The organism is Acidiphilium sp. AL (genome assembly GCF_025499445.1).
Lineage (GTDB): Bacteria > Pseudomonadota > Alphaproteobacteria > Acetobacterales > Acetobacteraceae > Acidiphilium > Acidiphilium iwatense.
Genome location: NZ_JAIMBZ010000010.1, coordinates 40,862 through 62,657 on the forward strand (window position 1 = coordinate 40,862; position 21,796 = coordinate 62,657).

General features: G+C 64.0%; 17 protein-coding genes. 4 read left to right on the plus strand and 13 right to left on the minus strand.

Annotated elements, in window-relative coordinates; translation table 11 throughout:
* Position 1 precedes the first annotated feature (1 nt).
* The 10 genes from AiwAL_RS08595 to AiwAL_RS08640 all read right to left on the minus strand — a co-directional run bounded on the left by AiwAL_RS08595 (position 2) and on the right by AiwAL_RS08640 (position 14,046).
* Positions 2-196, minus strand: coding sequence for a hypothetical protein (locus AiwAL_RS08595; protein WP_235702407.1), 195 nt, complete (start codon positions 194-196; stop codon positions 2-4).
* 369 nt (positions 197-565) lie between these two features.
* Positions 566-1,180 carry a 30S ribosomal protein S4 gene (rpsD, locus tag AiwAL_RS08600; RefSeq protein ID WP_235702406.1) on the minus strand — a complete coding sequence of 205 codons (615 nt, stop codon included), beginning with the start codon at positions 1,178-1,180 and terminating at the stop codon, positions 566-568.
* Positions 1,181-1,313: 133 nt separating this feature from the next.
* A complete protein-coding gene (locus AiwAL_RS08605; RefSeq protein WP_262312515.1) occupies positions 1,314-1,700 on the minus strand; it encodes a DUF4345 domain-containing protein in 387 nt (128 codons plus the stop codon).
* A 37-nt stretch (positions 1,701-1,737) separates the two neighbouring features.
* A complete protein-coding gene (locus tag AiwAL_RS08610; RefSeq protein WP_262312516.1) occupies positions 1,738-5,988 on the minus strand; it encodes a Hint domain-containing protein in 4,251 nt (1,416 codons plus the stop codon).
* Positions 5,989-6,052: 64 nt separating this feature from the next.
* Positions 6,053-7,711: a class I adenylate-forming enzyme family protein gene (locus tag AiwAL_RS08615; protein WP_262312517.1), complete on the minus strand. Its 1,659-nt coding sequence runs from the start codon at positions 7,709-7,711 to the stop codon at positions 6,053-6,055.
* Between the two features lie 9 nt (positions 7,712-7,720).
* Positions 7,721-8,683, minus strand: coding sequence for a cyclase family protein (locus AiwAL_RS08620; RefSeq protein WP_235702402.1), 963 nt, complete (start codon positions 8,681-8,683; stop codon positions 7,721-7,723).
* 98 nt (positions 8,684-8,781) lie between these two features.
* Positions 8,782-9,735: a fatty acid desaturase gene (locus AiwAL_RS08625; protein WP_235702401.1), complete on the minus strand. Its 954-nt coding sequence runs from the start codon at positions 9,733-9,735 to the stop codon at positions 8,782-8,784.
* Between the two features lie 340 nt (positions 9,736-10,075).
* A complete protein-coding gene (locus AiwAL_RS08630; RefSeq protein ID WP_262312518.1) occupies positions 10,076-11,572 on the minus strand; it encodes a cytosine permease in 1,497 nt (498 codons plus the stop codon).
* 57 nt (positions 11,573-11,629) lie between these two features.
* Positions 11,630-13,138, minus strand: a complete 1,509-nt coding sequence (locus tag AiwAL_RS08635) for a carnitine 3-dehydrogenase (protein ID WP_262312519.1) — start codon at positions 13,136-13,138, stop codon at positions 11,630-11,632.
* Complete coding sequence (locus AiwAL_RS08640; protein WP_235702398.1) at positions 13,135-14,046, minus strand: 3-keto-5-aminohexanoate cleavage protein; 912 nt, start codon at positions 14,044-14,046, stop codon at positions 13,135-13,137. The genes AiwAL_RS08635 and AiwAL_RS08640 overlap by 4 nt, the downstream gene beginning before the upstream one ends.
* 142 nt (positions 14,047-14,188) lie before the next feature.
* On the opposite strand from AiwAL_RS08640, the gene AiwAL_RS08645 reads away from it, so the two are divergent.
* A complete protein-coding gene (locus AiwAL_RS08645; protein WP_235702397.1) occupies positions 14,189-15,184 on the plus strand; it encodes a GlxA family transcriptional regulator in 996 nt (331 codons plus the stop codon).
* On the opposite strand, the gene AiwAL_RS08650 is transcribed toward AiwAL_RS08645, so the two are convergent.
* Entirely contained in the window at positions 15,135-16,112 is a 978-nt protein-coding gene (locus tag AiwAL_RS08650) for a LysR substrate-binding domain-containing protein (RefSeq protein ID WP_262312520.1), read from the minus strand. The genes AiwAL_RS08645 and AiwAL_RS08650 overlap by 50 nt on opposite strands.
* Before the next feature lie 99 nt (positions 16,113-16,211).
* Between AiwAL_RS08650 and betC the strand changes: the two genes are divergently transcribed.
* The 3 genes from betC (at position 16,212) to AiwAL_RS08665 (ending at position 19,945) form a co-directional block, all read left to right on the plus strand.
* A complete protein-coding gene (gene betC / locus AiwAL_RS08655) occupies positions 16,212-17,750 on the plus strand; it encodes a choline-sulfatase (protein ID WP_262312521.1) in 1,539 nt (512 codons plus the stop codon).
* A gap of 13 nt (positions 17,751-17,763) precedes the next feature.
* Positions 17,764-18,711, plus strand: coding sequence for a glycine betaine ABC transporter substrate-binding protein (locus AiwAL_RS08660; protein ID WP_262312522.1), 948 nt, complete (start codon positions 17,764-17,766; stop codon positions 18,709-18,711).
* Positions 18,712-18,775: 64 nt separating this feature from the next.
* Positions 18,776-19,945, plus strand: a complete 1,170-nt coding sequence (locus AiwAL_RS08665) for an outer membrane beta-barrel protein (RefSeq protein ID WP_235702393.1) — start codon at positions 18,776-18,778, stop codon at positions 19,943-19,945.
* A gap of 15 nt (positions 19,946-19,960) precedes the next feature.
* Here the strand turns inward: AiwAL_RS08665 and AiwAL_RS08670 are convergent, their stop codons facing one another.
* Positions 19,961-20,161 (minus strand): DUF2783 domain-containing protein, encoded by a 201-nt coding sequence (locus AiwAL_RS08670; RefSeq protein ID WP_262312523.1) that lies wholly within the window; start codon positions 20,159-20,161, stop codon positions 19,961-19,963.
* Positions 20,158-21,771 (minus strand): FAD-dependent oxidoreductase, encoded by a 1,614-nt coding sequence (locus tag AiwAL_RS08675; RefSeq protein WP_262312524.1) that lies wholly within the window; start codon positions 21,769-21,771, stop codon positions 20,158-20,160. Before AiwAL_RS08675 ends, AiwAL_RS08670 begins: the two co-directional genes overlap by 4 nt.
* Positions 21,772-21,796 lie beyond the last annotated feature (25 nt).

Genomic DNA, 21,796 nt, shown 5'->3' on the forward strand with positions numbered 1-21,796 from the left:
CTTACTGGTTCGGCGGCGGGACCGGGACCGCCTGCGATCCCGGCGGCACGACGATATAGGTTTTCTGCGGCGGCGAACCGCCGCCGAGCGAAATACAGCCCGACAAGGCGCCTGCCATGACCAGCCCCAGCGCAAGGGTGATCGCGCCCCGGAGCCGCCTGGAGCGGATGGTTCGATCGGTCCGAAGTGATGTCATGCTCACCCTTTCATTACCAATGGGAGTAGAGCGTGATCGGTTCAAGTCAATCACGCTCTACTTTTGTTTTGGCGAGCAAGCTGGCCGGTTCTGATTGAACGGAATGGTTCAACCAGAACCTACCTTGCTCTAGCGCCGAAGCCGGCATAGTGCCTGCTCCGGCGCGATTGGCAATGTGCGCGTGGGCGGATGACGCGAAATTAACGGATTACCCGGACAGGACATAAAGATTGTCTGGAAATTCGCTCCGGCGAGTCGGTCGGCGTGGTTTTCGAGAACCGGTGCGGAGCGTGCCTGAAGGCACGTGAGCACCGGAAGCGGAGAAAACCGCGTTGCATGGCCGCCGGAGTAGAATTTACGGGCAGTCTTTTAACGCGAGTAGAACTCGACGACGAGGTTGGGTTCCATCTGCACCGGATAGGGCACGTCGGCCAGTTTCGGCGCGCGGGTGAAGCGGCCCTTCATCGCCCGGTGATCGACCTCCATGTATTCCGGCACGTCGCGCTCGGCGCTCTGGGTGGCGTCGAGCACTACGGCGAGCTGCTTGGATTTCTCGCGCACCTCGATCACGTCGTCGTCGCGGACCTGATAGGAGGCGATGTTCACGCGGCGGTCGTTGACCAGGATATGGCCGTGGCTGACGAACTGGCGGGCGGCGAACGGGGTGATCGCGAATTTCATGCGGTAGACCACCGCATCGAGCCGGCGCTCCAGCAATTCGATCAGGTTTTCCGAGGTGTCGCCCCGGCGGCGGACCGCTTCCTCGTAATACCGGTAGAACTGCTTTTCGCCGATATTGCCGTAATAACCGCGCAGTTTCTGCTTGGCCATGAGCTGCACGCCGAAATCCGACGGCTTCTTGCGGCGCTGGCCGTGCTGGCCGGGGCCGTATTCGCGCTTGTTGATCGGCGATTTCGACCGGCCCCAGAGATTGACGCCGAGGCGGCGGTTGATCTTGTACTTGCTTTCGGTACGCTTGGTCATGCGTGCCGCACTCCTTTTTCTTCGTGTTGCGCCGGTAGGCCCCGCTGCACGCGCAGCGAGACGGGCGCGCATCCCGAAGATGCGTCCGCGTTCCCGGCAATGCGGGAGGCGCTACAGAAGGCGAGGCGGATTGTCAAATGGCGATACGCGACTGCCAGAGGCACAGAAGCGGGGTGACGACGAGTTCCATGGTCATGCCGAAGAGCATCGACGGTCCGGGAACGCCATGGAGCGCCAGGCTCGCAAGCCGGCCGAGGCCGCCGATCGCCACGATCAGGGTCAGCAGGCGGAACCGGGCGGCGTGGCGCTCGATACGTGGGATCGTGCTGTAGAACAGCAGGCCGATGGCGAGCAGCAGCCCCGAGAGATAGGCGAAATGGCTGGTGAGGTCCGGGATTGCCAGCACCTGCCCGACGAAGCCTGGGCCCGCGATGATTCCGGCAAGTCCGGCGCCGACCGGGACCAGCCCGGCGATGGCTATCACGATTTGCAGGGTCCGGCGGGAGAGTGTCGCGCGCATGGGATGGCACATGCGCCTTTTGCGGTGCGGCGCAAGATCAGCGAGACATGATATAAGGCATGGCGCTCGCCTGCCAGCACGGAATGCTGCCGAGGATTTCCATGCTGATGCGCCGCGCGGCGCGTGGCAGCAGAAGCTCCGCCCGTTCCGTGCTCCAGCGTCCCCGGTCGGCAGGGGCGCGCGGATGCCATCCGGCGCCGGTTTCGGCGGCGACGATGCGCCCATCGGCGCGGACCGCGCCCGCGCAGACGCCGAGGCGGCGGCGGTCCTCGGATGCCGGATCGGTTTCGGCCGGGACGCCGCACGCGGTGCGCAGCGCGATCCGGTTTGTGGGGTTCGGCAGATCGAAGATCATGCGCGTGCCGCGCCGCCGGGCGACGACGATATCCGCGCCGATCGCGGCGTCGAGCCGGGTGCCATGGACGATTTCATAGCCCAACGCGAGCGCGCGCCGGTGCAGTGCAATGCGGGCGGCGCGGAGCGGCGTGCCGCCGAGCATCAGTTCGGCGCAGGCGGGCAGGAATGCGCCGGGCACGCCGAGGGATTCGGCGAAGCGGCCGCGATTGCCGTTGTCGCGATAGGTTTCGGCGGGCAGGTTTTCGGCGAGCACGATATCGTGCCGGTCGAGCTCGACATGATAATAGGTGACGGCGAAGGCCGCCGCGTCGCGGGTGATGGTGGCGCCGTTGACCAGCAATATCGCCGGGATCAGCGCGTCCTGCACGAAAATGGCGTGCAGCGGCGAGACGGCGAGCACGCGGCCCGGCCGGCCCGGCCCGAAGGCGCCCGGCGCGATCGCCACCGGGCGCAACGCGTCCACCGAAGGATCGGTCGCGAGATCGAGGCTGCGCCAGCCGATCCAGGCGACGCGCCGGGCGATGCCGCCGATGGTGACAAGCTTGTCTCCCGGCCGGAGACTTTCCACCGTCCGGTAGCCGTCCGGGGTGAGCAGCATCGTGCCGCGCGTGAAACACGGCATCGCGCCGCCGGCGGTGATCAGGCTGCCGCCATGGCCGTCGCCAGAGACTGTCGGGGATGGCTGGCCCGAGCCGGTGGCAAGCGCGAACTGCGCGGGATCGGTCCCGGCGAAACCGATGGTGCCGCCCGATGCGCCGCCCACCAGATCGAGCACCGCGTTCGCCGCGATGGCCGCATCGCCGGCGAGATCGCCGCCCAGGATCAGTGTGCCGCCCTCGGCTTCGAGCATGCCGGCGGCATCGATCGGAATGAGCGACACGCCGGTCGCGGCGGCACCGATCGCGCCGGAACCAGTGAGGGTGGCGCCGGAGGCGACGGTGAGGCTCGCGGCGGCAAGCGTGCCGGCGGCAAAATCGAGCATTGCACCGGAGCCGAGGCTGACCGCGCCGGCGAGCGATGCCACACCGCCCGCGATGGTTGCCGCGCCGGAGGCATCGAGTACCGAGGCGGCGAGATGTCCCGCGAGATCCAGCGTCGCGGCAACTCCGATCGCGATCGTGCCGGCGGTGAGGCCAGTTTCGGGTCCAATGGCCAGCAACCCAGCGGCGAGGGTAGTGGAACCAGCGGTCGCGATGGCGCTGCCGGCGAGGGACAGCGTACCGTTCGCGATATCGAGCGCGCCGAGGCCGAGCGATGCGGTGCCGGCGGCGAGGATCGCGCCGGAGCCGGCCGCGCCGCCGAGCGTGGTGGCCGCGAAACCCAGCGTTCCCGCGACATCGGCCGTTGCCGGCGCTTCGGTGCCGATCGCGAGGCTGGAACCCGAGACGCTGCCGGTGACATCGAGCAGGCTGCCGGCCGCCCGCGCCGCGCCACCGACGGTGATATCGCCAACCAGGGTTCCGGCGACGCCCAGAGTGCCCGCGCCCGTTACATCGCCGATCATGGCCGCGCCGCCGAGGGTGACGACGGCGTTGGCGTCGAACAGCGCCGTCGCGCCGGAACCGATGTCGAGCGCGGTGCCGGCCAGGCCGGGCAGATCGAAAACCCCGGCAAGATCGTAAGCTCCGCCGATGGAAACCTCGCCCGCGACTCCCGGTCCGGTGACGATGTCCGGGCCGCCGGCATGGGTGCCGAGCACCGCCAGATCGCCGTTCGCGGGGGCGACGCCGCCCTGCCAGGCATCGTCGGCGCCGAACCCGGCGCCGCTGGCGCCATCGAAGCCGAGGGTGGCCGGGGCGGTGACAGCGACGCCGATCGCGGCGGTGAAGCCGGCGAGCCCGCCGCCGCCGGTAAAGCGCAGCGTATCGCCCGAACCGCTGCCCCGCGACGTATAGGCGAGCGCCGCGAGATCGGCGTTCAGCGCGAGCGCGGTCGCGGCGGTCAGGGTGAGCGAGGCGGTCGCTGCACCGCCCGACTCGGCGATCAGCCCGGTAACCGGGGCGATGGTGAGGACCAGCCCGGCGCCGCCGTTGCTCGGCACGATCAGGCCGAGCCCCTCGATCGGCGTGGCGAAGCCGCCGACCGCGTCGATTTCCGCGCTGGTGGCCGGGGTGTCGTTCACGGTGAGGGCGGCGCCGGTGGCGCGCAGGCCGATCACCGGATTGCCGGCGGCGTCGGTTTCGATCGCCGGGCTCGATCCGCTGGCGTAGCTGGCGTGGATTGTCACGATCTCGGTCTGGCCCGCCGCGTTCACGCCCGAAACCTCGAAGGAGGTGCCGGTGACGTCGAACACCGACAGGCTGGTCAGGGTACCGAATACGATGCGGTCGCCGGGGGCGAAATTGTCGATGGTGCCGGAAAAATGGCCGGGATTGTCGAGCACCAGCACGCCGCCCTGCTCGCCCAGCGCGCTGGCATAGGGGCCGCGATCCCGCGCGTCGCTCGCGCCGGGTGCGAAACTGATGGTCGCCGAGCCATCGACGCTGATCGGCGTCGGGTTAAACACGCCGAACAAGGGCGAGATCGCGCCGAGTTCCAGCACCGCGCCGGGGGCGATGACCAGATGCGCGCCGCCGCCGAGGCTGCCCGCCGAGACGGTGAGCGGCGCGGGGCCGCGGGCGAGGATGGTGCCTGGGCCGGCGATGTTTTCGGATTCGCTGAAATTGCCGGCGATCAGCGTGCCGGCGCCCTCGATGGTGGCGCCGGCATCCAGCGAAATAGCGATGAGGCCGGTCGTCGCCGCCGCCGAATCCACCTGCACCAGCCCGGCAAAGTCGATCAACCCACCTTGTTGCACCGCGACCGGGCCGCCAAGCACCGCACCATTGGGCAGCAGCGCCGTGCCCTGCGCGTCCAGCCCCTCCAGCACCAGGGCGCCGAAATCGATCAGCGCGCCGGCCGGACCGAGAGTGACGCCGCCCGCGTTGAAGCTGCCACCAATGATCGCGAGAGTGCCGCCGGCGGCAAGATCGGCGGAGCCGACGCCGATCGCGGCGTCGAGAACCACCGAGGCATTCGCCGCGAGCGAGATTTGCGCCGCGACGCCGTCGCCTTCGAGTGTCGCGCCATTGCCGATGGTCACCGTGCTGCCGAGACCGGGTGCCGCGCCGCCCGACCAATCGGCCGGATTTTGCCAGTCCCCTGCGCCGCCCGACCAGGTTTCGGTGCTCGCGGCGATGCTGCCCGACGCGGCATAGGTCAGGCTGCCCGAGGTGACGGTCGCGGTCAGCGGCCCGCCGGTCTGCCGCGCGATGTATTCGAACGTGCCGCCGGACGGCGCCTCCAGCGCGATGGCGGAAAGGGCGGCGTTCAGCCCGGCAAGATCGGCGGAGGTCGCGGACAGGGTGATCGCATCGGTGGCATCGCCGACGATCGCGATGCCCGGAAATGCCGAAGGGTCGAGCAATAAGTCACCGCTGCTCGCGATCAGCGTGACGGTGAGCGATTCCGGGGCCGCGCCCAGCACACCGAGCGCCGACGCCGCACCGTCGGCGAGGGTGAGACCGAGCGGCGTGGCGATTCCGGCGGTGAGGGCGAGGCTTGACGGCGGTGCGACGAAGGCGGGCGGCGCGTCCGGCACGGTCTGCACTGCGAGCGTGGCCGTGGTGCCGAGCGTGCCGTCGCTCGCCGCAATCGCGATCGTGGTGGTGCCCGGCGCGGTGCCGGAAATCGACAGGTTGGCGAGCGCGTCATTCACCGCGGCGAGGGCGCCGGAGATGGTCAGGTTGCCGGACACGCCGGAAATCGTCGCGCCGCCCGCGCTGCTGGCCGACAGCGCGGCCGGGCTTTGCAGGGTGACAGAAACGCTTGCAGCAGGGTTAGAATCGGCCAGGGCGATGCCGCCGGGCGGCAGCAGATCGAGCGAGGTGGTGGCGACACCCTCGATCAACTCGACCTCGCCCGGCCCGACGATCTGCAACGTTCCGCTCATGCCTGCCTCCGCTGATGGGAGGCAGGTTACAATTCAACTACAAGTTGTTCAACATGGATGTTGATCAACCGCGCAATTCTCGGCGCAATATTTTGCCGGTGACGGTTTTCGGCAGATCGTCGATGATCGCGACCTCCCGCGGGTATTTATAGGCGGCCATACGCTCCTTGCAGAAGGCGATGATGGCTTCCGGCGTGGTCGTGGCGCCGGGTTTCAGGCTGATCACCGCCTTGACCGTCTCGCCGCGATAGGAATCCGGCACGCCGACCACCGCGGCCTCACGCACCGAGGGGTGGGTGTAGAGCACATCCTCGACCTCGCGCGGCCAGACCTTGTAGCCGGCGGCGTTGATCATGTCCTTCTTGCGATCGACCAGGTAGAACCAGCCCTGCCGGTCCATGAAGCCGACATCGCCGGTGTGGAACCGCCCGGCGCGGATCGCTTCGGCTGTCTTGTCGGGTTTGTTCCAGTAGCCGGGGACCACCATCGGGCCCTGGGTGACGATTTCGCCGACCTCGCCGATCGGCACGGGTTTGCCGTCGTCATCACAGATCCACGAGGTGGTGTTATAGACCGGCACGCCGATGGCCAGCGCGCCGGAAGCGGGATCGACCGGCGCCTCGCGCGACAGCGGCACGACATGCGAAGGCGAATTGGTCTCGGTCAGGCCATAGCCGTTATGGATGTAGTGGCCGAATTTTTCCCGGAACGCGACGACCACGGAGGGCGGAATCGGCGCGCCGCCGGAATAGATTTTGGTGAGCGTTCCGAGTTTCGCCGGCACCGCGCTCGGATGGTTCATCATCGCGATGAAGGCGGTGATCGCGCCGATGGTGAAGGCGGCTTTGTGTTCCTCGATCGCATCGAGCATCACGCCCGCCTCGAACCGATAGGCGAGGATGAGCGGGGCGGCGGTGATGAAGGCCGCCGCCACATGGCCGATCAGCCCGGTGATATGGAACAAGGGCGCGATGCCAAGGAGCGGCGCGCCCTCATCCAGGCCGATCCAGTCGCGATAGGTCTGGGCGTTGAACGTCACGTTGCCATGGGTGCTCATCGCCCCTTTCGGCACGCCGGTGGTGCCGGAGGTATAGACCAGGAAGGCGATGTCGTCCGCGCCGGATCGTGGCGGCGGGGTGGGCTTGCCTGCTTCGGCCATGACGGTTTCGAAATCGGCCGTGTGGGCGACGCGTCCGGGCTTGACCTCTGCGAACAGGCGCGGATCGTTGCGGGTCTGGAAGGCAAGCGCGCTGGTGGTGATGACGATTTGCGGGCGGAGCGCTGGATCGAGCGCCGCGACGGTCTGTTCATAGGTCGAGCCATGGCAGATCACCGCGCGCGGTGTGCAATCGGCGAACAGCACGCCGATTTCGCGCACGCGGTTCATCGGGTTGACCGCGACCGCGATGCCGCCGGCTTTCCAGGCCGCGACGATGGCGATGACGAATTGCGGCACGTTCTGCAGATAGATCGCGAAGCGGTCGCCTTTCGCGAAACCGCGTTCGATCAGGAAAGTCGCAAGAGAATCGCTCAGACGATCCAGTTCGGCATAGGTGATCGCGGCATCGAAATACAGGATCGCCGGGCGGTTGGACGCGCGGACGACGGCTGAGCGGAACATCGCCAGCGCATCGGTATAATCCTGGGTCAAGGTTTCGGGCTGGCCGGGATCATACAGGCCGAGCCAGGGTTTGTCGTCATAGACGCTCGCGGGAACGCTCATGGCCGCCGCCTATTTGATCACCACCGGATTGACCGGCGCGCCGGTGCCACCCGCGACCTTCAACGGTGCGGCGGTGTAGAGAAAACTCCATTGGCCGTCCTTCGCGCAATCCTCGGCCAGCGCGTCGAGCGCGGCGATTTCGGTGAAGGTGATGCCGAGATTGCGCATCAGCGCGTTATGCAGCGGCAGGACCACGCCGGAAACCGGATCGGCGGTGACCTCGTTGGCGATGGTGTCGGTGACGAGGTTGGGAATCTCCATTTCATGAAACCATTGGACCAGTGCCGGCGAATAGGTGAGGCCGGGCTCGATGAAATCCTTGTAGAATTCGGTCTTGTCGCGATCGTAGAACGAGCCGATCCAGCCGGTGCGGATCAGTAGAATATCGTGTTTCTCGATGGTGCAGCCTTGAGCCTTGGCGGCGGTGAGAACGTCCTCATGGGTGAACGTCTCGCCACGATCGAGCACGGGTTTGCCGCGATGGCGGGCGATGTCGATCAATATCCCGCGCCCGGCGACGCCGCGTTCGGCGATCGGCAGGACGCTGGCTTTTTCCATTTTGCCGGCGGTGGTGCGCGCGTCGTAGCCGTTATAGAGCGTGTCGTCGCACCAGACATGGCCGAGCGCGTCATACTGCGTCGAGCCTTGCAGATACATGATGAGCATATCGTCGGCGTATTCGGCGTGGCCGGGAAACACCGGGCCCTTGCCGCATAGATAATGCCCCTTGTCCATCACGTTGACGCGCACCGGCTGGGCGCGGCCGGGCCAGACCGGATCGCCCTTTGGATGGCCCATCATTACCTGGAGGGTGAAGGTTTTGCCCTGCTTCACCGCCTGAACGCCGCGCAGAACCTCCGCCTGGGTCAGGAAATTCAGGCTGCCGACCTCATCCTCCGCACCCCAGCGGCCCCAGTTCTTCGGATCGTTCTTGAGCAGTTCGGTGACGGGGATTTCCGCGCGCAAGGCCATGGCGATCTCCTCCTGATGTTTGCGGCATCCTGCATTCGGGATCGTTTGCGCGCAAGAGGATTATTCCGAGCGATTCGGCGGCAAAATTCCCCGCGATGTCACGCCCCGAACGGCACCAGCTTGCGCCGTTCCGCGTCCCACAAAGCAAGGCGCGCGCATTTCAGGCTGGCGCGCAAGGTCAGCCGAGGTGCTGCCTGGAAGGCGGGATTTGCCTCGTGGCATTCGCGCAGCCGGTAATTCGGAATTCTGCTGGAAAGATGGTGAATGTGATGAAACCCGATATTGCCGGTCATCCAGTGCAGGACGCGCGGCAGGTCGTAGAACGAGGCGCCCTGCAGCGCCGCCGCGCGGAAATCCCAACGCGACCGGGGCTCCCAGTACGCGTCCTCGAACTGGTGCTGGATATAGAACAGCCAGACCCCGATCGAGGCCGCCAGCAGCATGACCGGCAGCCAGCCGAGCAGCACCGCCGCCGGCCCGAGGGTCAGCACCAGCGTGGCCAGCATGGCGGCCAGAGCCGCGTCGGTGCCGATGATACTCAGCCAGTCCCGCCAGCGGCGCCGGGGATTGCCGGCCGGGATACGATTGCAGATGAAGAACAGCCAGATGGGGCCGATACCGAACATCACCAGAGGATGCCGGTAGAGCCGATAGGCAAGTCGCCGCCATTTCGGCAGGGCCAGATATTCGGGCAGCGTCAGCGTGGTGACGTCGCCGATGCCGCGGCGGTCCAGATTGCCCGCACTGGCATGGTGGATCGCGTGACTGCCGCGCCAGGACGTGTATGGCGTCAGGGTCAGCACACCCAGCACCCAGCCAAGCAGATCGTTCGCCCAGCGCGCCGCGAAGAACGAGCCATGTCCGCAGTCATGCTGGAACATGAACAACCGCACCAGCAACACCGCACCGACGGGAAACAGCAGCGCCGCCGCCAGGATTCCATGGTCCAGCGCCACGAACATGCTCGCCATTACCGCAAGGAACGGCAATCCGGTGTTCACCAACTGGATCAGCGCACGCCGCGCATCCGGCCTCAGATAGGGCGCCACCATGGCGCGCCAATTGGCGTCTGCCGATGCGGGAAGGCTCGGAGTGGTTCTGGGCTGGGGCATGGGCGACACGGGGCGTTGGTTCCAGGGAATAAGGGCGTGCGGTTTGGCGAGCGAACTGCCCGATCGTTCGGAGACCGGGCCTGCCGGGCTGCCGATCCCGCAGGCCCGACCAAAAAACACAGTTCGACAAGTGTTTGGATGCACGGACTGATATATAGCGGGCGTCATGACACACAATCCCCCCAGCACACGAAGGGAAGTCTTCCGCATCCACAATAGCCGACATTATTACAATAGTGGCCGGTATAAATTGGAAAGTCGCGTTCCGATCACACTGTCGTCATTTGGCGTCGGCCATTGCTGGCGCGTGGCTTCGTTTCGCGACCACCGGCTCCAGGCTCGCATCGGCGCGCTCCACCAGGCGCCGCTCGGCGGCGAGGTTCAGGGAACGGCACGCGAGAAGGTAGACGATGGTGGAAACCGGCAGGCCGACGAGCATCGAAATATCTGCGCCGCCCAGCATGTGGGCGATCGGCCCGGTATAGATGCCGGTGCTGAAAAACGGGATCATGACGACGAAGCCGATCGCGTAGGCGACCAGGCCGCGCCAGTTCCAGCGGCCATACATGCCCTTTGGATTGAAAATTTCGCGGATCGAGTACATTCCGTGCCGGACGAAATAGAAATCGACGAGATTGATCGCCGTCCACGGCGTGAACAGATACAGCAGAATTGTCAGGAAATTACCGAATCCGGTCATGAAATTCCCCGAGGCCATGAAGGCGATCGCGGTTGCCGCGACCGCGACCGCGAGCACGCTGATAATTCTGGTCTTCACGCTGGTTTTCACCGGCTTGAACGAATCGACCGCGCTGAGCAGCGTCAATGAGCCGCCGTAAAAATTGAGACCGGTGATGGTGATCAGACCAAGAAACGAGGCGACGAGAACGATGACGCCAAACCCCGGAAATATCAGATTTCCCGCGTGGAGGACGGCTTGCGCGACATCGACCTTGGGCGCCAGGGCTGCGGCGAGCGCGCCGACGATCATCATCCAGGCGCCGCCGATCAAGGCGCCGAGATAGGTCCACCAGAATGACGCGCGAACGCCGACATCGGGCGGCAGATATCGCGAATAGTCGGAAACGTAGATCGCCCAGCTCAACTGATAGGCCGCCGCCGCGAAAAATTCGGCGAGGAACGGGATGGACCGAAAGGACGCCAGATCGAATGCGTGTCCGGGAAATCCGGCATAGGCGCTGACGCCGACGGTGAAAACCACCAGAACGGCGATCATGATGAACGATATCAGCCGCTGCGCCCTATGAATCCAATCATAGCCGATGATTGCGATGACGATCGAAACGATGGTGAAGACCGAAAACGATAACTTTGTGTTAACGGCGGTCAGTTGATGAATCGTCTGGCCGGCGAGCAACTGATTGAACGCATTGAACCCGATATAGCAGACGAGCGCGATGATCCAGACCAGCAAGGCGCCCATATAGCCGAATTGCGGCCGCGATTGGATCATCTGCGGCAGGCCAAGCTGCGGACCCTGCGTCGAGTGGAATGCCATGAAGAACGTGCCGAACGCGCAGCCGAGAACGATCGCGATGATCGTCCAGATCAGGTTGGCCCCCATCGACAGACCCAGCACGCCGGTCGCGAGGGTCGCGAGATGGGCATCGCCGGTGAACCAGACCGGCCACAGATGCCAGACCTTGCCATGACGTTCTTTCAGCGGAATGTAATCGATCGAATGGGCTTCGACCAGATTGGACCGGCTGGCGGTCGGACTCGGGCGACCGGCGATATGATGGACGGTTTCCTGCATTTTTCTCTCTTTTTCGTTCGCGATGGCTCGGACCTGTCGCAGGCGAGCCGGATGGTGTTAGGGCGCCGCGATCTCAGGCGCGGTCATCACGCCGACATGCCGTCCGGCCTGCTCGGGCCGTTCCAGGTGGACATGCGCGTCACGCAGGGCGATGACCCGTTCGTGGATGTCGGCGCGCGCGGGGCAGGCACGGCTCTGCCGCGTATCGACATGCAGCAGCATTTGTTCAGCGCTGGCCAGTAAATCATGCGATCGGCCGTGATGCAGGCGATGAAACACGTGCAGGCGCTTCGGGTCGGCATCGAGGATTTGCGTGGTGGTATAGAACGGTTCAAGACCGGCGATTTCGCGTCGATGAACGATATGCGTCTCCACCGTGTAATAGCTGAAGCCGGATGCGTGGTAGTCGCCATCGATGCCGATGGAGTGGAACAGCGCGTCGGAACTGTCGCCGAATATTTGCAGGTAGCGGCTTTCGGTCATGTGGTTGTTGTAGTCCACCCATTCGGGGAGCACGCGGCCGGTGTGCAATTGCAGAGGCTGGGTCGGATCGGTCTCGCGCTCAGCACCGGCGTCTTCATGCGCCGCGGTGAAGAGTTTCTCTTCGTAGCCTGCCAATACCGCACCGGCGGCATAGTCCTGGGTTTTCAACGCCTGCATGATCGCCACCAGGCAATCGTCGCGCTTGCGTTCCGCGTCGCGAAGCGGAGCGCCGCCGGCCTGGGCGTCGGATTGCCTGGCGATTTTGTCGATGAACGCATCGGTCAATTCCGGCACATCGGTCAGCTTGCTCCAGGGCAATTGCAGGGCGGGACCGAACTGCGCCATGAAATGACGCATTCCGTCCTCGCCGCCGGCGAGGCGGTAAAGCTGGAAGGTGCCCATGAAGGCCCAGCGCAGACCGGCGCCGAAGCGGATCGCATCGTCGATCTCTTCGACCGTGGCGATGTCGTCATGCACCAGCCAGAGCGCCTCGCGCCACAGCGCCTCTAACAGACGGTCCGCGATGAAGCCGTCGATCTCCTTGCGGACCACGAGCGGCCGCATGCCGATCCCGTTATAGAATTCGCGCGCGCGGGTGATGGCATCGGCGGCGGTCCGTTTGCCGCCGCACAATTCGACCAGCGGCAGGAGATAGACCGGGTTGAACGGGTGCCCGACCAGGAAACGGTCCGGGTATTTCATGTCCATTTGCAGGCGGTTCGGCAGCAGGCCGGAAGTGGACGAGCACACCAGCACATCGGGGCGCGCCCTGGCGTCGATTTCGGCGAGCAGGGCTTTCTTGACGTCCTCGCGTTCCGGCGCGCTTTCCTGCACAAAATCAGCCTGGGCGACGGCCTCCGCGATCGATGGGGCGAAACGCAGCGTTCCCTGCCGGCCGCTCGGCGCCATGGTCAGGCGGGCATGGGAACGCTCGGCATTCGCCAGCACGTCGCGGGTGCGGCGCTCGGCCTCCGGGTGGGGATCGTGAACGATAACGTCGATGCCGTTCAGCACGAAGCGCGCGGCCCATCCCGCACCGATCACGCCCGCGCCGATCACCGCGGCGGTTCGGATATCGCTCATGCTACCGCTCCCTGGACCGCCGGGTTCCGCAGGCGCAGCTTGCGGCGCACCTCGGCCGGACCCAGCAGACGCGCGCCCATGGCGCGCAATGTCGTCGCGGCGCGTTCCACAAGCTGGCCGTTCGTCGCTTTGACACCTCGGTTCAGCCAGATATTGTCCTCCAGCCCGACGCGGACATTGCCGCCGGCAAGCGCCGCCATCGCGACATAGGGGAGTTGCATCCGGCCGATCGAAAAGGCCGAGAACACGCAACCGGCCGGCAGGTTCTGCACCATCGCCTGGAGGGTGGCCATGTCGTTCGGGGCACCGTAGGGGATTCCCATGCAGAGCTGAATCATCACCGGATCGTCGATCAGCCCTTCGCTGACCAGTTGCTTTGCCAAAACCAGATGTCCGGTGTCGAACACTTCGATTTCCGGCCGCACGCCGAGCGTCTGCACACGCCGCGCCATGGCGCGGAGCATTGCCGGCGTGTTGGTCATGACGTAGTCGCCTTCGGCGAAGTTCATCGACCCGCAGTCGAGCGTGCAGATTTCCGGCAGCAGTTCCGCGACATGCGCCAGCCTTTCGTCCGAGCCGGCCATGTCCGTCTTGGCCGGATCGAGCGGAAGCGGGCAATCGGTGCCGCCGAGAACGAGATCGCCGCCCATGCCGGCGGTGAGGTTCAGCACCACGTCGGTTTCCGAGTCGCGCACCCGCTGCACAACCTCCCGGTACAGGGCCGGGTCGCGCGACGGCGCGCCGGTTGCGGGATCGCGCACATGGATATGGGCGATCGCGGCCCCTGCCCTCGCCGCTTCGATGGCTGAATCGGCGATCTGCTTCGGGGTGATCGGGATGTGCTCGCTCCTGTCGGCCGTGAGGCCAGAGCCGGTGACGGCACAGGTAATGAAAATATCCCAGTTCATGGCAGATCGTTCCCTAACAGGCGGCGTTGTCGCCGCGATAAATTCCCGCGCAAAGCTTGTCTCGGGTGCGCATAACATGCTATACAAAAAGCGAAAATCTTGATACGAATTCGGTAGTTCTACGTTCCGTTCACGGAAATCCATGTCGGACTGGTCAAGACTATTCGCATCGGCCGAAGGCAGGATCTGTCATATCGACGTTCTGGTCCTGCCGGATTTTTCGCTGATGTCGCTCGCCGCGACGATCGAACCGCTGCGCGCCGCGAACCGGGCATCGGGCCGGGAGCTGTATCGCTGGCGGCTGCTGTCCACCGATGGTGCGTCGCCGCCGACCAGTTCCGGGATTCCCATCGTGGTCGAAGGAAAATTTGCCACCGATGAGATACGCGACGCGCTGTTCGTCGTGGCCGCTTTCGGTGCGCGGCGCCACGCCGCGGGCCTGACCTCCAGCCTGCGGCGCCTGGCGCGGCGCGACATGCTGCTGGGCGGAATCGAATCCGGCAGTTGGGTGCTCGCGAAAGCCGGTTTGCTTGACGGCTGCCGCGCCACCACCCATTGGGAGGATATCGAGGAATTCGCGGCGGCATTTCCCGCCGTGGACGTGGTCAACGAGCGCTATGTGATCGATCGCGGGCGCTGCACGACCGGCGGCGCCGCGCCAACCCTCGACATGATCCTGGACATGATCCGCGCGCGACACGGCCTCGCTTTGGCGCTGGATGCCGCCAGCATCTTCATCTACGACCAGAAGACCATCGCGCAGCAGCCACAGCACATCGTCCTGGCCGGCGAGCTGAAAACCAAGGACCCGGCTTTGGCCAGGGCCATCGGCTTCATGGAAACCAGCCTGACCGAGCCGCTGCCGATCGAGACCATCGCCCGGCAGGCGGGATTGTCGGTGCGGAATCTGCAGTTGCGGTTTCATGCACAGCTCGGCATGTCGCCTTACGGATACTATCTCAACCTGCGGCTCGCGGCGGCGCGGCGCATGTTGCAGCAGACGCGCAACAGTGTCGCCGAAACCGCCGCTGCCTATGCCTTCGGGTCCGCCTCGGCCTTTGCGCGGGCATTCCGCAGCCGCTACGGCGTTAGCCCGATTGACGCACGCCGTCAGGCTTCCGAGGGGTTTCGCTGGTAGATTTCGCGCGCGGCCCGGCGCCTGCGCGCGCGCATTCGGCCACCAGCCAGTCCCGAAACCGGGCGAAAGCCGGCGGGGTTGACCGGTTCGCGCCTTCCACCAGGTAATATCCCATGTCGGTGGAGACCGGCTGATCCAGAACCGGAACGAGAAGCCCTGCATGGATCGCATGGTCGATCAATGGTCGCCAGCCGAGCGCGATACCTTGCCCCGCGATCGCCGCCTGCTGGACCAGCGAGTAGGTATTGAAAAAGAAATCGCCCTGGCGCGAATTCAACGCGACGCCGTGGCCGGCGAACCAGCCGCTCCAGGTCAGCCAGGGGCAGCGGTCGCGGCTTTCAAGATGCAGCAGCCGCAACCGGGCCAGCTCGGCGGCATTTTTCACCGGCCCGCATTTGGCAAGGAAAAGCGGGCTGGCAACCGCATAGACGGTTTCGCGAAACAACAATGTGCTAACACAGCCCGGCCATTGCCCCGAGCCCAGCAGAATGACGAAATCGGCCGCTTCGGTTCGGGGGTCGATCGCGGACTGAGAGGCTACGATCCGCACTTCGACATCAGAAACCGACGAGGGGAGCGCGGCAAGATGCGGAATCAGCCAATCGCCGGCGAAGCCGTAATCGGTGGCGATGTTGACGAGTTTCCGGCCGGAGCGGTTGTGGATTTCGGTCAACGCATGCTCGATCGCCTGGCGACTCGAACTGACGGCGTCGAACAGGACGCGGCCTTCCGGCGTCAGGCTGACGCCGCGATGCAGGCGGCGAAACAAAAGGCAGCCGAGTTCGGTTTCCAGCCATGACATGTGATGGCTGACCGCCGGTTGCGTGGTGCCGAGCTCCCGCGCCGCGCCGCTGAAATTGAGATGCCGTCCCGCCGCTTCGAAAACGGCAAGAGAAGGCAAGATCAAACGCCAGTTGCCATTAGTCATGCGAATACGAACCATTAGGAGATTCTGTCTTCAAACATTCCTGCTTTGTCTTCAGCATTCCGGTTTGAGCCGGATTTCGACAAACGGGAGCATCCAAGAGTGCCGACTGCGCGACCTGAACGCAAGCCCAATATTCTGATCATCATGGCGGACCAGCTTGGCGCGGCCGCCCTGCCCGCTTATGGCAACCGCGTCGCCAAGGCGCCGCATATCGATGCGCTGGCCGAAACCGGCGTGATCTTCGCCAACGCCTATTGCAACAGCCCGCTCTGCGGGCCGTCGCGCTATGTCTTCATGTCCGGCCGGATGCCATCGGCGATCGGCGCCTATGACAACGCCGTCGAATTTCAGGCGACCCTGCCCACCTTCGCGCATCATCTGCGCAATGCCGGCTATCGCACGATTCTTTCGGGCAAGATGCATTTCTGCGGGCCGGACCAGATGCACGGCTTCGAGGAGCGCCTGACCACCGACATCTACCCGGCCGATTTTGGCTGGACTCCCGATTGGAGCGACTTCGACACGCGGCCCGACTGGTATCACGACATGAGTTCGGTGCGCGACGCCGGCCTGTGCGTGCGCACCAACCAGATGGATTTCGACGATGAGGTGATTTTCAGCGCGCGCCGGAAATTGTTCGACCTGGCGCGCGACGACGACGACCGGCCATTCTGCATGGTCGTGTCGCTGACCCATCCGCATGACCCGTTCGCGATGACCGAGGAATACTGGAACCGCTACAAGCCGGTCGAGATCGACATGCCGCGGATTCGTCCCGCTGCCGCCGATCTCGACCCGCATTCGCGACGGCTCCGGTACGTTTCCAATATGGATCGCGAGCCGGTGAGCGAGGACAATATCCGCGATGCGCGCCATGCCTATTATGCCGCGATTTCCTATGTCGATGACCAGATCGGTTTTCTGCTCGACACGATGCGGCAATGCGGCCTGATGGAGCGGACCGTCACCATGGTCACCGCCGATCACGGCGAAATGCTCGGTGAGCACAGTCTCTGGTACAAGATGACGTTTTTCGAGAATGCGTGCCGGATACCGCTCATCGTGCACGCGCCGGGACGGTTCCTCCCGGCAACCGTCACCGCTTCGGTGTCGTCGGTGGATATACTGCCGACGCTCGTTGATATCGCGCAGGGTGGCCGGACATTGGATTATGGCGTACCGGTCGATGGCAGGTCGCTGCTCGCGCATCTTTCGGGCGATGACGGGCACGACGGGGTTTTCGGCGAATATATGGGCGAAGGTGCTGTCGCGCCGATCGTGATGATCCGGCGGGGTGCATTCAAATTCATCCATTCGCCGGCCGACCCCGATCAGTTGTTCGATCTGCGCGCCGATCCCGACGAGGTGGTCAATCTCGCGCATAGCCCCGACCATGCCGAACTGGTCGCGGCGTTTCGCAACGAGGTCGGCCACCGCTGGGATCTGCCCGCGATCCATGCCGACGTGCTGGCGAGCCAGAAGCGACGCCGGTTCATCAACGATGCCTTGCGCAAAGGACGGTATCGGCACTGGGATTTCCAGCCCGTCACCGATGCCTCGGAACAATATATGCGCAATCACCTGAAGCTCGGCGAGCTTGAGAGCCGCGCGCGCTTTCCGAAAGTCACGAAAACCTGAAAGGATGAAGATCATGCCGAGACAATATCGGACTCTGGTTTGGCTTGGTGCCATCAACGTTGCGATGTTGATAACCGTGACGGCGCGGGCCGATCCCGCGTCCTGCAAAGTGGTGAAAATGGGCCAGCCATCCTGGACCGATATCCGCGTCACCGACGCGCTCGCGGGAACAGTTCTGGATGCGATTGGCTACCATCAGAAAATCGAACATCTGGCGGTGCCGATCATCTATCAGGCACTCAAGAACCAGCAGATCGACGTGTTTCAAGGCAACTGGATGCCGGCCCAGAAGCACTTCGTCAAATCCTATCAAGGCGGTTTCGAGCGTCTGGGCACCAATCTGAGCGGCGCCAAATTTACCCTGGCGGTCCCCGAATATGTGGCCGCCGCTGGCGTTCACAACATATCCGATCTGAACAAACATGCCGCGAAATTCGACCATAAAATCTACGGAATTGGTCCCGGAGCGCCGGCGGATCAGAATATCCGCAAGATGATCGCGGCGAATGCCGATGGCCTCAAGGGCTGGAAGCTAGTCGCGTCCAGCGAAGTCGGCATGTTGTCGGAAGTTTCGCGCGATGTCGCCCGGCGTCGGTGGATCGCGTTTCTCGCCTGGGAGCCCAATCCGATGAACGTGCGCTACCATATCACCTATCTCAAGGGTGGTGCCGCATATTTCGGTCCGCATTACGGCCAGGCGACGGTCTATACGCTCGGGCGTCCGGGATTTTCCCGACAATGCCCGAATCTCGCGCATCTGTTCGGGCAACTGAAATTCAACGTCGCCATGGAAAACTTGATGATGGTGCCGGTCGCCAAGGGAAAGGTCAGCGCGAAACATGAAGCGGTGGATTATCTCAAGCAGCATCCGCAGCTTCTGCAAAGCTGGCTCAAGGGCGTGAAGACCGCTTCCGGCCAGAAAGCACTGCCGGCCGCCGAACAGGCACTGGGCATCAAATAGACGAGACCGAATAACAAAGAAGACTTTCCAGCAGGGACGCCAAACAACCAAGGAGCGATGAAACATGAAGAAATTGATGTACTCGATGTTAGTTTGTGGCCTGGGTATTGGCGCGATTCTGGCGGCTGCGCCGGAGGCACGCGCGATGAATGGACCGCAAGCGATTCCGGTCGATCTCGGTCCGCTCGGAACGTGGGATGTTCTCGGCGGTATCGACGGCTATGGCGCGGTGGTCAGCAATCCAATACCGGATGGCTCCGGGCGCGAGAATCCGACCAATGCGGCGATCGCCAATGCGCAAATTCATATCGTCAAGCCGTCGGGGTTGGTTCGGTTCAACGTGGAGATCGGCGCCTATTCGTTTCCGGTGATCGGCTATGCCGATTCGCCCAAGATTCTCTATACGCGGCCCCGTGCCGGGCAGATCTATACCGATCCCGTTCACTTTGCCGCGGTGTCGCTCAATCCGAGCGATCATTTCAGCATCGAGATCGGCAAGCTCACCTCGCTCGAAGGGTTCGAATATGGGCGGGACTGGAAGAATCCAAATTTCTTTCTCTCCGGTCCGGGATATGACGAAATCGGCACCGGACGCGGCGTGCAGGCGAACTTCAGTTACGGTCCGGTGACACTGAACGCCCAGTTTTCCGATGGCTACTATACCAAGCAGTTCAATTATGTGCAGGCGGCGCTGACCTATACCCTGAACCCGGCAAGCTATGTTTATCTTTACGGTGGATTCAATGCCGGAAGGACGATCATTGCCGGCAAACCCGCGGCTTCCGCCTTCGACAACAGCAACATGGTGGGCGGCGGCATCAATTATGTCGTGGGCAAGCTGACACTGCAGCCTTACGTCCAGTATCAATGGACGCCGAAAGACCCGGTTGTCGGCGCCGCGAAAACCTATGGCTACATGGGCGCGGTTCTGAGCACCGACTATCAGGTCAGCAAGCAATGGTCGGTCGGCAGCCAGATCGCCTGGGTCGGCAGCAACACCGACAAGGCGGATCGGGCCAACGCGGCGATCTATGGCGACTGGTTCGGCTTCGGCGCCGGCGTGTCCTATTGGAGCTTTCAGGTCAACCCGACCTGGCAATATAAAAACGTTTTCGTGCGGCCGGTGATGGCGTATGTTCATCTGTCGCACTATGCGCAGGGGCAGGGATTTGGCGCCGATCGGGGCGGACCCGGACAGTTCTACGGCGTTCTCGAACTCGGATTTCTGCTGTAGCGAAACATCGACGCCTCAGCGTTTTGCCGCAGCGGCGATCGCTGCGATCACCGCGTCGGGGTCGCCGGCGAGATTGGTGAGGATCAGGATCAGCCGCGCGTTCAGTGCCGCACTCGCATCGGGATCGAGCCCCTCATGCGCGTGCAGCAGGGCGGCGTAAACATCGTCCGACCGGCCGCCGAGGCGATCGGTTGAAAGGTCGATCGGAACCATCATGCCGCTGCCTCGGTTCTTTTCGGGTTCATACGGATGGCGCGCGCGAATGCGGCGGCGATGCCCTCCGGCGTCGATGCTACAAACCGCGCGGCGATGTGCTGGTCGGGGCGGACGAGATAAAGAACATCGCGGCCGAGCCGGGCCGCGACCAACCCTTCGGGATCGGCGAAACCCCGCTTGCCGACCCGCACGATGTCGAGTCCCGGAATTGACGGCGCCTCGATATCGCCGATCGCCAGGAGGGTGAAGCTGCCGCCGAGATGGTCGAGGAGATAGGAATTTCGCCCATCGGCTCCGGTCACCGGCGCGTCCGGGCAGACCAGGCCGGGAGCGGCCCCGGCACAATCCGGTCCATCGGTCTGCAGCGACAATCCGGCGAGCGAGCACGGCAGCGACAGCCGGCCCGAATTCACCATGCGGCGGGCAAATCCATGATCGGCGGCAAGCTCGATCGCCGCATTCCGAAAAATTCGTTCCATGTCGCTCTTCGGCGTCATGAAATTGGTCGCGCGCGCGGAATGGCGGATATTCTCGTCCGCTGCACGAATCCGCTCCTCATCGTAGCTCGCGAGCAGCGCCGCATCAGCGTTGCCATGAATCACCATCGCGAGTTTCCAGGCGAGGTTATCGACATCCTGGATACCGCCATTGCCGCCGCGCGCGCCGAACGGCGAGACGACATGCGCGGCATCGCCGGCGAAAATCACCCGATCATGGACGAAGCGGTCCAGGCGGCGGCACTGGAATGTGTAAACCGAAACCCAGTCGAGGCTGAATTCCCGGTCGCCGACGATCGCCTGAATCCGGGGAATCACAAGTTCGGGCTTTTTTTCTTCTTCCGGGTCGGCATCGCGGCCGAGCTGAAGATCGATCCGGTAGATATGGTCAGGCTGTTTATGCAGCAGTGCTGATTGCCCCTGATGGAACGGCGGATCAAACCAGAACCATCTTTCCGATGGAAATTCCGCCGTCATTTCCACATCGGCGATCAGGAAGCGATCCTCGAAGACCTGCCCGGCGAAATCGAGACCGAGCAATTCCCGCGTGCGCGAGCGGGCGCCGTCGCAGGCGATCAGCCAGTCGGCGGCGAGGTCATAGGTGCCATCCGGCGTTTCGACCGAAGCCACCACGCCGTCCTTGCGCCGGGCCACACCGATCAGTTTGTTTTTCCAGCGCAGATCGATCAGATCGGGAAAATCGGCGCAGCGCTCGACCAGATAATGTTCGACGTAATATTGCTGGAGGTTGATGAAGGCCGGCATCTTGTGGCCTTGCTCGGGCAGCAGATCGAAGGCGTAGATTTCCCGGTCCCGGTGGAACAGCCTGCCGACCTGCCAGGTCACGCCTTTGGCCACCATCCGTTCGCCGATGCCGAGCCGGTCGAAAATCTCCAGGCTCCGCTTCGACCAGCAGATCGCCCGCGAGCCGGTGGAGACGGTGTCGTTATCGTCAAGAATCACCACTTTCACGCCGTGCAGAGCGAGATCGATCGCCGCCGCGAGGCCCACCGGGCCGGCGCCGACAATCGCCACCGGCGCGGGCCCCGTGCGACCGCCGGAAAGTTCCGGCGGCGTGCGATACGGAAACGGTGCATAGGCGAAGCGCGCCATTTTTCCCCTCCCGCGTTTGCTTTCT